We start from the raw sequence: 11,473 nt of genomic DNA, 5'->3' as shown, positions 1-11,473 counted from the left end.
CCACTTTTTTAGGGGCTGCTGCGCAGCCCAGCGCGAGCAAGCTCGCTCGCCACAGGCAGGTGTTCGTGAGTTCAAGGCCGTTGCTGCGACAGCCCCCAAAACATCCATTGGAAACGCCAGCACTCTCGGAGTAATGTGCGGCCTGTCTCACCTGATTTTTTCCAAGGAAGTGGAATATGCTGCGTCGCCGCATGCTGATCATGTTGGGGGGTGTACTGCTGATCGTCCTGGCGCTGGGAGGCTACAAGGCCTTTTCCATTTACCAGGTGATGCAGACCTTCGCTGCGCCGAAACCACCGGTAAGTGTTGCCGTGGCCACCGCCACCGAACGCCCCTGGCAAGTGCGCCTGCCCAGCGTCGGCACCCTCAAGGCGTTGCAAGGGGTCGACCTGAGCCTGGAGGTCGCTGGCACCGTCACCGAGGTGCAGTTCCAGTCTGGGCAGAAGGTCAAGGCGGGCCAGCCGATCCTCCAGCTCGACAGCGCCGTTGAAAGCGCCCTGCTGGAAACCGCCCGGGCCGACCTTGGCCTGGCGCAACTGGACTATGGCCGGGGCAGCCAACTGGTGGGCAGCGAGGCCATTTCCAAGGGCGAGTTCGACCGACTCACCGCACAACTGGCCAAGAGCAAGGCGACGGTCAATCAACTCAAGGCCTCCCTGGAAAAGAAACACATCGTTGCCCCCTTCAGCGGCACCATCGGGATTCGCCAGGCCGACGTCGGCGACTTCCTGGCCAGCGGCACCGTGATTGCCACCCTGCAGGACCTCAGCAGCCTGTATGTCGACTTCTACGTTCCGGAACAGGCGGTGCCGAAAATCGCCCTCGGCCAGCCGGTGCAGGTAAGCGTCTCGGCCTACCCGACCCTCAACTTCCCCGGCACCATCAGCGCCATCAATCCCAAGGTCGAAAACACTACCCGCAACGTGCTGGTGCGCGCCACGCTGGCCAACCCCGACGGCAAACTGCTGCCCGGCATGTTTGCCAGCCTGCAGGTGCTGCTGCCCGACCCTCAGCCAAAGATCGTCGTCCCTGAAAGCGTGATCACCTACACCCTGTACGGCAACTCACTCTATGTGGCGGCGCAGAAAAAAGACGCGCAAGGCAACCTCGAAAAAGACGACCAGGGTCAGCCGGTGCTGGTCGCCGAGCGTCGGTTCATCGAAACCGGTGAGCGCCGCGACGGTCTGGTGTTGATCAACAAAGGCGTGAGCAACGGCGAGCAAGTGATCAGTGCCGGCCAGATCAAGCTCGACAACGGCGCTCACATCGTCATCAGCCCCGACAAGAACCTGCCGGCCGAACAGAACAGCCAGCCGCACGCTGACTGATCAGGGAATCACCATGGCTTTTACCGACCCGTTCATCCGCCGCCCGGTGCTCGCGACCGTGGTCAGCCTGCTGATCGTGCTGCTGGGCTTCCAGGCCTGGAGCAAGCTGCAGCTGCGCCAGTATCCACAGATGGAAAACGCCCTGATCACCGTCACCACGGCTTACCCCGGGGCCAACGCCGAAACGATTCAGGGCTACATCACCCAGCCCTTGCAACAAAGCCTGGCGAGTGCCGAAGGCATCGACTACATGACCTCGGTCAGCCGCCAGAACTTCTCGGTGATCTCGATCTACGCCCGCATCGGCGCCAACACCGACCGCCTGTTCACCGAGTTGCTGGCCAAGGCCAACGAGGTCAAGAACCAGCTGCCGCAAGACGCCGAAGACCCGGTTCTGAGCAAAGAGGCGGCTGACGCCTCGGTGCTGATGTACATCAGTTTCTTCAGCGAGGACTTGAAGAATCCGCAGATCACCGACTACCTGTCGCGGGTGATCCAGCCCAAGCTCGCCACCCTGCCCGGCATGGCCGAAGCCGAAATCCTCGGCAATCAGGTGTTTGCCATGCGCCTGTGGCTGGACCCGGTAAAGCTCGCAGGTTTCGGCTTGAGCGCCGCCGACGTGACAACTGCCGTACGCCAGTACAACTTCCTTTCCGCCGCCGGTGAAGTAAAAGGCGAGTATGTCGTCACCAGCGTCAACGCCAACACCGAACTGAAATCCGCCGAAGCCTTTGCCGCGATTCCGCTAAAAGTCGATGGCGACAGCCGAGTACTGCTCAGCGATGTCGCTCGCGTGGAAATGGGGGCGGAAAACTACGACACCATCAGCTCATTCGGCGGCACCCCCTCGGTGTACATAGGGATCAGGCCCACCCCCGGCGCCAACCCGCTGGACGTGATCAAGGAAGTGCGAAAGCTCATGCCGGAGCTGGAATCCCAGCTGCCGCCCAACCTCAAGGCCGACATCGCCTATGACGCCACGGAGTTCATCCAGGCCTCGATCGACGAGGTGGTGAAGACCCTGTTCGAAGCGGTGCTGATTGTGATTGTCGTGGTGTTCCTGTTCCTGGGCGCACTGCGTTCGGTAGTCATTCCGGTGATCACGATCCCGCTGTCGATGATCGGCGTGATGTTTTTCATGCAACTGATGGGCTACTCGATCAACCTGCTGACCCTGCTGGCCATGGTGCTGGCCATCGGGTTGGTGGTGGACGACGCCATCGTGGTGGTGGAGAACATTCACCGCCACATCGAAGAAGGTAAAACGCCGCTGGACGCGGCGCTTGAGGGCGCGCAGGAGATTGCCATGCCCGTGGTCTCGATGACCATCACCCTGGCCGCGGTTTACGCGCCTATCGGCTTCCTGACGGGGCTGACGGGGGCGTTGTTCAAGGAGTTCGCCCTGACTCTGGCCGGTGCCGTGGTGATTTCGGGGGTCGTGGCCCTGACCCTGTCGCCGATGATGTGCGCCATGCTCCTGCGCCACGATGAAAACCCGACGGGGCTCGCCCATCGCCTGGACCTGATTTTCGAAGGCCTCAAGCAGCGTTACCAGCGCCTGCTGCACGGCACGCTGAACACCCGGCCGGTGGTGCTGGTGTTTGCGGCGATCGTGTTATGCCTGATTCCAGTGCTGCTGATGTTCACCAAGTCGGAACTGGCACCGGATGAGGACCAGGGCATCATTTTCATGATGGCCAATGCGCCGCAACCGACCAACCTGGATTACCTGAATTCCTATACGGATCAGTTCATCACGATCTTCAAGGAATTTCCCGAGTACTACTCCTCGTTCCAGATCAACGGCTTCAACGGCGTCCAGTCGGGTATCGGCGGCTTCCTGCTCAAGCCCTGGAACGAACGCAGCCGCACCCAGATGGAAATCCTACCCGAGGTCCAGGCCAGGCTGGCGGCGATCTCCGGGCTGCAGATTTTCGGCTTCAACCTGCCCTCACTGCCCGGTACCGGCGAAGGCCTGCCCTTCCAGTTCGTGATCAACACTGCCAATGACTATGAGGCGCTGCTAGCCGTAGTCGACCGGGTGAAAAAGCGTGCGCTGGAGTCTGGCAAGTTCGCGTTCGTCGACATCGACCTGGCCTTTGACAAACCGGAAGTGGTGGTGGATATCGACCGCGCCAAGGCCGCGCAGATGGGCGTATCGATGCTCGACCTGGGCACCACGCTGGCAACGTTGCTGGCGGAGGCCGAGATCAACCGCTTCACCCTCGAAGGCCGCAGTTACAAGGTGATCGCCCAGGTCGAGCGGGCCTACCGGGACAACCCCGACTGGTTGAGCCACTACTACGTGAAAAACACCCAAGGGCAACTGCTGCCCTTGTCGACCTTGATCACCGTCAACGACCGTGCCCGACCGCGCCAGCTCAACCAGTTCCAGCAATTGAACTCGGCGATACTCTCAGGCTTCCCGACGGTCAGCATGGGCGAAGCGATCGATTCCGTGCGCCAGATCGCCGAGGAAGAAGCACCACCCGGCTTTGCCTTTGATTACGCGGGGGCCTCACGGCAGTACATTCAGGAAGGCCAAGCGTTGTGGGTGACCTTCGCCCTGGCACTGGCGATCATCTTCCTGGTGCTGGCCGCGCAGTTTGAAAGTTTCCGTGATCCACTGGTGATCCTGGTGACCGTACCGCTGTCGATCTGCGGCGCGTTGATTCCGCTGTTTCTGGGGTGGTCGAGCATGAACATCTATACCCAGGTCGGGCTGGTGACCTTGATCGGCCTGATCAGCAAGCACGGGATCCTGATCGTCGAGTTTGCCAATCAACTGCGCAAGGACAAAGGCCTGAGCGCCCGTGAAGCCGTGGAAGAAGCCGCCGCCATTCGCTTGCGCCCGGTATTGATGACCACGGCCGCCATGGTGTTTGGCATGGTGCCGCTGATCCTCGCCACAGGCGCAGGGGCCGTGAGCCGCTTCGATATCGGCACCGTCATCGCCACCGGGATGTCCATCGGGACGCTGTTCACCCTGTTCGTGTTGCCGTGTGTCTACACCGTGTTGGCCAAATCCGATCAACCGTAAGGACGGCCAGGCGGCGTGCCTGAGACACCATTTTCGCAGGCGCGCCTGCGCCTGAAAAACAAAAGGCCCCGCATGTGCGAGGCCTTTTCGTTGCGCTTCAATGTCTTCAGCTCTGCGGTCTCATTCCCTGGCTCATACTGAACATGAACAACAACAAATCATGATCAGGCTGTGCCGCCACCGATGATTTCTCAACCCGTGGCAATAAACAATGCTCGTCGCCGTGCGCGGTACTGAGGACTTGCGTGCGGGGCTGCTCCCATGCGGCCACCGCCAATGAAGCAACTGCCAAGGCTCCTATTAGAAACAAACCTCGTGCAACTTCGAGTTTCATCGCTATAAACCTTTGATAGCGCTGCCAAACGCCGTCTTATAAAAATAGACGAGCTTGTCCCAGTCTGCCGGCTTCCACGACGAATGGCGACGTAATTGCTCCATGTCGTGCGCTGCCGCCTGCTTGCTCAACAGCCGCTGGCGGCACTTCTCCAGGTCCAGCAATGCCACTTCGGCCTTGGCCGCTGCGCCCTCGCCGGTGACCCGCACAAAGATATGCTTGATGTACAGGCAACTGTGCTGCCAGCGGCCCTTGTGCATCCGCGCCAGGTTTTCAGCCAGATCCTTGAGCATGCTGTCATGCAAGGCCTCGCCATGACGCTCGCGGCCACCACTGGCATACCAGTCTTCAATCTCGGTAAAGCCGTCCAGAGACTTGGTGACCAGCAACGCGCGCCACTGGTGTACTGGATCGGGCTGGGCACCACAGAACACGATTTCCGGCACCCGGACTTTCAACGCATGCAGGCCGGTCAGGGCATCAAGCTCGCGCAACACGGTCGGACGGCCGAACGGGTGCAACCAGCTTCGATAAATATGCCCGGTCTGGCGCTTGGCATACAGCAGTTGGCCACTAGGTGTATGGATACGCTGTACGCCACTTTCTCCGCCACGACGTACATTGGGCTCTTCCACCCATTCGCCACGCTGGCTCCAGAAATACTCGAAGCGATCGTCGGGCGCGTGTTGCGTTTCCGATACCTGTTCAACTGCCATGCTGTTACCTCTTTCGCAAAATATATACGCGCCACATGGCGTAGAGCGGAATGAAGTCCAAATATTCCTGAACGCGGAAACCCGCCTGCTCAAACTCTGCTTCTACCGTAGCGGCTGGTAATACAAAGCGGTTTTGGTAGCCCTGTTGCGCACGATTTTTCTCCAAACGCTTGCGTTTCCAGGCCTTGAAATTGCCGTCGACCCACAAGGAAAGGATGACGCTGTCGCGGGTGACACGCTGGAATTCCTTCAAGATGGCCAGTCGATGCTCGGCCTCACCGATGTGGTGCAGCAAACGCATGCAGAAGATGCTGTCCACGGAGTTGTCAGGCAACGCGATATCGAATGCAGAGGTCTGCAAAGGGCGTACCCGCTTGACCACGTCGGCAGGTTGCGCCTGGGTTGCGATCTTCACCATTGACGCGGAGTTGTCTGCCCCGATGATCACACGGTTGGATTTTTCCGCCAGCATGGGCCAGAAACGCCCGGCACCGCAGGGCAGGTCCAGCACCAGACCCGGCTCACCTACGCGTTTGAGCGCGGTACGTGCCAGTTGCAAGTCACGCTTGTGTGACAGTTGACGGCCGAGACCGTCCTTATGCTTGAGCAGATAGCGCTTGGCATGTTCGTCATCGTACTTTTCGGAAAATTCAAGTTTGACCGGGTCATCCATTATCAATGTCTCCTGAGCTGATGACAGCTACCTTAGGGAGCGCAATGTGAGTTCCAGGTCATCCAATTGTGAAAATTTCGTTGAAAAAAGCCAAAAACCATTACAGAATTTTACAGGCTCAGGGTAGGCATAGATAACCGGCTACGTAGGAAACGCCCCAAGAAAGCCCGCATACCTACACCTCTCCTCCCTCGTGGAGCAATTCGACATGGAAGCGACAACCGCTGGGCTCCATGGTGCTGAGGCTGACGCTCCACCCCTGGTTTTCACAAATCCGCTGTACCAGCGACAGGCCAAGCCCCAAGCCCTCACCGCGATTTTCAGAGCCTCGCACGAAGGGTTCGAACATGGCCTCGCGCTTCTCCTCGGGGATCCCCACGCCACTGTCCTCGACCAGAAAGCCGCTGGGCAGAAGCGTCAGCCGGATAAAGCCGCCGTCGGTGTAGTGCAATGCATTGCGCAATAGGTTGCCCATGACGGCGTGCAGCAATGTTGCGTTGTAACGCGTATCCATCGGGTTCCCGGCGTTGTAAACCAGTTCCAGTCCCTTGGCCTCGATCGGTGCGCGCCACAGGCTGATCAGGTCCTGCGCCACCTGCCCCAGGGTCATCTGCGGCGCCACGCTGGTTTCGTCACGCTGGGAGCGAGCCAGCATCAGGAAGGTCTGCACCAGCTCGCGCATTTCGACACAGGCCCGCGCAATGCGCTCGACCTGGGCCCGGCCGCGCTGGTCGATGCCCGGGTTTTCCAGCAGCAACTCACAAGAGCTGGCCAGCACCATCAAGGGTGTGCGCAACTCATGACTGACGTCGCTGGTAAACAGCCGCTCGCGGTTCAAAGCCTGGCGCAAGCGGCCCAGGGTGGCGTCGAAGGCAACCGCCAGTTCACCCACTTCATCGGCGGCATAGTCTGGAGCCAAAGGGGGGGCCAGACCGAGCAACTGGTCACGGTGGCGCACCTGACGTGCCAACCGGACCACCGGCGCCATCACCTTACGAGCCAGGACCCAGCCCAGGAATACCGCTAATGCGAGGCTCAGCACAAACCCCACCAGCACCACGGCAAACAGCACCCGTTCACGCTCTTCAAAATCGCTCTGATCCTGCAACAGCACGTAACGCCTGCCGTCGACGATCTCGACCATCGCGTGGTACGACAGTTGCTCGCGAAACACCTCGTGAAACCCGGAGTCCAGATGACGCAGGTCCTTGGGCAAGTCGAAGTCACCGGGGCCGCCACTGAAATAGAACAGCTGGTCAGGCTCTGGCCGGTGGCTCCATTCAGACATGTTGTCCATCAGCAGCATCCGCTGCAAATCGCCCCCCAGCCCGGCAGAGATCAGCTTCTCTTCAACCACGTGCACGGTCGCCACGATGCCCATGGCGAATGCCCCTGCTACCAACGCGCTCATCAACGCAAAGGCGATGATGATCCGTTGTGCAAGGCTCTGCTTAAACTCCATCACGCCCCTCGGCCAAGCGATAACCAACGCCATGCACGGTATGCAGCAACGGCTTGTTGAACGGCTTGTCGATCACCTGGCGCAATTGGTGAACATGGCTGCGCAAGCTGTCACTGTCCGGGCAATCATCGCCCCACAGAGCCTCTTCGAGAATTTCACGACGCAGCACATGCGGACTCTTCTGCATCAACACGGCCAACAACTTGAGGCCTACCGGGTTGAGCTTGAGCAGGCGCCCTTCACGAGTCACTTCCAGGGTGTCGAGGTCATAGCTCAAATCGCCGACCTGCAACGCTCGCCGACCGCCCCCCTGGGTACGACGCATGACCGCCTCGACGCGTGCGGCCAGTTCCGACAGCGCAAAGGGTTTGATCAGGTAATCGTCGGCACCGGACTTGAAGCCCTGCAAGCGGTCATCCAACTGGTCACGGGCGGTCAGCATGATCACTGGCGTATCACGCCGCGCGTCTTCGCGCAGGCGTTTGCAAAGCGTGTAACCGTCGATACCGGGCAACATGATATCGAGCACGATCAGGTCGTAATGCTCGGTGGCCGCCAGGTGCAACCCTGACAGGCCATCCTGCGCGCAATCCACGGTGTAGCCTTTGAGCCCCAGGTAATCCGCCAGGTTGGCGAGGATATCGCGGTTGTCTTCAACCAATAGAATTCGCATGGGCATCTGCTCCGTACACAGTTACGGCCGTCTTGGCTCGCGCAGCTTAAGGCCAAGTCTGGCTCAGGGCCAGCGCTGTCTGACGGGCCAAATCCCGTCAAACCCGTCCACGAAAGGCATCACGAAATTTTCACCCGGAGTTCACGTACAGCTTACGGCGTCAGGCGCAGAGTGCGGCCATTTGAGTACACGAACCGTCGCTGGCCCTCTCTTCCTCGTTCAGGACTCCCTCATGCCATCCACTGTTTCACACCCGGCCTCACGCCCCCTGAACTTCTGGATCTGCCTGGGCATTCCCGCCGTGACGGCTGTCACGTTGGTATTGCTGGAACTGACGTCGCTGGACATGAGCTTGGCCCAGCTGTTCTACGATCCAACGGCCGGAGGCTTCATCGGTCGCCACAGCTACTTTCTGGAAAATATCCTGCACGACCGGGCCAAGCAGGTGGTTATCGGATTTTCGGTGCTTGCCATCCTTGGCTTCATCGGCTCATTCATGCTGACACGGCTCAAGCCGTTCAAACGTGAGCTGGGCTGCCTGGTGCTGTCATTGGGGCTGGCAACCGCGTTCGTCACGCCCGTCAAAGCGGTGACTGCCGTGCAATGCCCATGGAGCCTGAAAGAGTTCGGCGGCAAGGAAACCTACAGCGAACTGCTCAGCCCCCGTCCCGTCACTGACAAGCCTGGGCGTTGCTGGCCGGGGGGGCATGCGGCCACGGGTTTTGCCTTGTTTGCTTTGTTCTTCGTATTACGTGACCGGCGGCCGAAACTGGCCCGCGCAGCCTTCATCCTTGCATTCGGTCTGGGCACGGTGTTTTCCATCAGCCGGATGATGCAGGGTGCGCACTTCTTTTCGCACAACGTATGGACAGCGGTGTTTTGCTGGCTGATTTGCCTGGGGTCTTACTACTACGTGCTGTATCGGCCGGCGACCAAAACTGAGCGAGCGACCAAGGCAGAATCTGTCAGCGCCTGAGCTGACGCCATCGCTCTCCTGACAGACCAGAATGAAGGCAATAAAAAACCCCGCTAGCTTAACGCCAGCGGGGTTTTTTCGTACAGGGTAAGGCTGGCTTACATCATGCCGCCCATGCCGCCCATACCGCCCATGTCTGGCATGCCGCCAGCTGGAGCGTCTTCCTTGATCTCGGCGATCATGGCTTCGGTGGTGATCATCAGGCTGGCAATCGACGAAGCCGCTTGCAGAGCCGAACGAGTCACTTTGGCCGGGTCCAGGATACCCATTTCGATCATGTCGCCGTATTCGCCGGTCGCTGCGTTGTAACCGAAGTTACCCGCGCCTTGCTTGACCTTGTCGACGACTACACTTGGCTCGTCACCGGAGTTGGCAACGATCTGACGCAGTGGCGCTTCAACAGCGCGACGCAGCAACTGGATGCCCACGTTCTGGTCATCGTTGTCGCCTTTCAGCTCGCTGATGGCCTGCAGAGCGCGAACCAGTGCCACGCCACCGCCAGGTACCACGCCTTCTTCAACAGCTGCACGGGTAGCGTGCAGAGCGTCTTCAACGCGGGCTTTCTTCTCTTTCATTTCAACTTCGGAGCCAGCGCCAACCTTGATCACTGCAACGCCGCCAGACAGCTTGGCCAGACGCTCTTGCAGTTTTTCACGGTCGTAGTCCGAGGAGGTTTCGGCAACCTGGGCACGGATCTGGGTGATGCGCGCTTCGATGTCGCCTTGTACGCCAGCACCGTCAACGATGATGGTGTTTTCCTTGGACAGGGTCACGCGCTTGGCGCTACCCAGGTGCTCCAGGGTGGTGCTTTCCAGGCTCAGGCCGATTTCTTCGGAGATAACGGTACCGCCGGTCAGAACGGCGATGTCCTGCAGCATGGCCTTGCGACGGTCGCCGAAGCCTGGAGCCTTGACGGCTGCGACTTTGACGATGCCACGCATGTTGTTCACAACCAGAGTCGCCAGGGCTTCGCCTTCAACGTCTTCAGCCACGATCAGCAGTGGGCGGCCGGCTTTGGCAACGGCTTCCAGCACTGGCAGCATTTCGCGGATGTTCGAGATCTTTTTGTCGACCAGCAGGATCAGCGGACCATCCAGCTCGGCAGTCATGGTCTCTGGCTTGTTGACGAAGTACGGGGACAGGTAGCCACGGTCGAACTGCATGCCTTCAACAACCGACAGTTCGTTTTCCAGGCCCGAGCCTTCTTCAACGGTGATCACGCCTTCTTTACCGACTTTTTCCATGGCTTCGGCAATGATGTCGCCGATGGAGTTGTCGGAGTTGGCCGAGATGGTGCCGACCTGAGCGATTGCCTTGGTGTCAGCGCATGGCTTGGACAGGGCCTTGAGCTCTTTGACGATAGCGATGGTCGCTTTGTCGATGCCGCGCTTGAGGTCCATCGGGTTCATGCCGGCAGCGACGGCTTTCAGGCCTTCGTTGACGATCGATTGAGCCAGAACGGTAGCGGTGGTGGTGCCGTCGCCTGCGTCATCGTTGGCACGGGAGGCAACGTCTTTGACCAGTTGCGCGCCCATGTTTTCGAAGCGATCTTTCAGCTCGATTTCCTTGGCAACCGAAACGCCGTCCTTGGTGATGGTCGGAGCGCCGAAGCTCTTCTCGATGATCACGTTACGGCCTTTAGGGCCCAGGGTCGCTTTTACTGCGTCAGCCAGGACGTTGACACCGGCGAGCATTTTCTTACGGGCGGAATCGCCGAATTTAACTTCTTTAGCAGCCATGATCGATATTCCTTAAATACTTGAGTAGTCGCGGGAAAATGAGCGGGGTATCAGCCTTCGATAACAGCGAGAATCTCGTTCTCAGCCATTACCAACAGGTCTTCGCCGTCGACTTTGACGGTGTTGCTGCCCGAGTACGGGCCAAACACAACCTTGTCACCCACTTTCACGGCCAGCGCACGCACTTCACCGTTGTCCAGCACGCGGCCGGTACCGACAGCGAGGATCTCGCCGCTGTTGGCTTTTTCAGCAGCCGAACCTGGCAGAACGATACCGCCAGCGGTTTTCTTTTCTTCTTCGCTGCGACGGATGACGACGCGGTCATGCAGAGGACGAAGCTTCATTGTCGATCTCTCCTAATTGTGGTTTCAGCGGCCGGTGTAGTCCCGGCGGGTTAATTTCCGGCGTGGCCGGTTGCGGCTCGTCGAGCGAGACGCGGAAGTCTGTCTGGCGATCATCGCCAGAAACCTTGCGGTGACCGTTACATAAGGGCGCGCAAGCTCATTACAAGGGCAGCACAGCGAAATTTTTT

At 59.4% G+C, this 11,473-nt stretch carries 10 protein-coding genes; 3 read left to right on the top strand and 7 right to left on the bottom strand.

The window, feature by feature from the left end; genetic code table 11:
- Positions 1–176 precede the first annotated feature (176 nt).
- Both CKW07_RS12565 and CKW07_RS12560 read left to right on the top strand, forming a co-directional pair.
- Entirely contained in the window at positions 177–1,328 is a 1,152-nt protein-coding gene (locus tag CKW07_RS12565; RefSeq protein WP_095145192.1) for an efflux RND transporter periplasmic adaptor subunit, read from the top strand.
- A 13-nt stretch (positions 1,329–1,341) separates the two neighbouring features.
- On the top strand, positions 1,342–4,368 hold the full coding sequence (locus CKW07_RS12560) for a multidrug efflux RND transporter permease subunit (RefSeq protein ID WP_095145191.1): 3,027 nt from the start codon (positions 1,342–1,344) through the stop codon (positions 4,366–4,368).
- A gap of 106 nt (positions 4,369–4,474) precedes the next feature.
- Here the strand turns inward: CKW07_RS12560 and CKW07_RS12555 are convergent, their stop codons facing one another.
- The 5 genes from CKW07_RS12555 to colR form a co-directional block, all read right to left on the bottom strand.
- Positions 4,475–4,702: a hypothetical protein gene (locus CKW07_RS12555; protein WP_095145190.1), complete on the bottom strand. Its 228-nt coding sequence runs from the start codon at positions 4,700–4,702 to the stop codon at positions 4,475–4,477.
- 2 nt (positions 4,703–4,704) lie between these two features.
- Positions 4,705–5,418: a lipopolysaccharide kinase InaA family protein gene (locus CKW07_RS12550; protein WP_095145189.1), complete on the bottom strand. Its 714-nt coding sequence runs from the start codon at positions 5,416–5,418 to the stop codon at positions 4,705–4,707.
- A gap of 4 nt (positions 5,419–5,422) precedes the next feature.
- A complete protein-coding gene (locus CKW07_RS12545) occupies positions 5,423–6,091 on the bottom strand; it encodes a class I SAM-dependent methyltransferase (protein ID WP_095145188.1) in 669 nt (222 codons plus the stop codon).
- 175 nt (positions 6,092–6,266) lie between these two features.
- Positions 6,267–7,553 carry a HAMP domain-containing sensor histidine kinase gene (locus tag CKW07_RS12540; RefSeq protein WP_095145187.1) on the bottom strand — a complete coding sequence of 429 codons (1,287 nt, stop codon included), beginning with the start codon at positions 7,551–7,553 and terminating at the stop codon, positions 6,267–6,269.
- The gene (gene colR, locus CKW07_RS12535) at positions 7,543–8,226 is read right to left on the bottom strand and encodes a two-component system response regulator ColR (protein ID WP_095145186.1); all 684 of its coding nucleotides are present in this window, start codon (positions 8,224–8,226) and stop codon (positions 7,543–7,545) included. Before colR ends, CKW07_RS12540 begins: the two co-directional genes overlap by 11 nt.
- Positions 8,227–8,458: 232 nt before the next feature.
- Between colR and CKW07_RS12530 the strand changes: the two genes are divergently transcribed.
- Entirely contained in the window at positions 8,459–9,202 is a 744-nt protein-coding gene (locus tag CKW07_RS12530; RefSeq protein WP_095145185.1) for a phosphatase PAP2 family protein, read from the top strand.
- Between the two features lie 98 nt (positions 9,203–9,300).
- On the opposite strand, the gene groL is transcribed toward CKW07_RS12530, so the two are convergent.
- Positions 9,301–10,941 carry a chaperonin GroEL gene (gene groL, locus CKW07_RS12525; RefSeq protein ID WP_095145184.1) on the bottom strand — a complete coding sequence of 547 codons (1,641 nt, stop codon included), beginning with the start codon at positions 10,939–10,941 and terminating at the stop codon, positions 9,301–9,303.
- 50 nt (positions 10,942–10,991) lie between these two features.
- Positions 10,992–11,285, bottom strand: a complete 294-nt coding sequence (locus tag CKW07_RS12520) for a co-chaperone GroES (protein WP_019827816.1) — start codon at positions 11,283–11,285, stop codon at positions 10,992–10,994.
- Positions 11,286–11,473 lie beyond the last annotated feature (188 nt).

The organism is Pseudomonas sp. Irchel s3b6, assembly GCF_900187415.1.
GTDB lineage: Bacteria > Pseudomonadota > Gammaproteobacteria > Pseudomonadales > Pseudomonadaceae > Aquipseudomonas.
The sequence above is the reverse complement of the archived record's forward strand: the minus strand, read 5'-3'. Positions and strand labels throughout refer to the sequence as shown.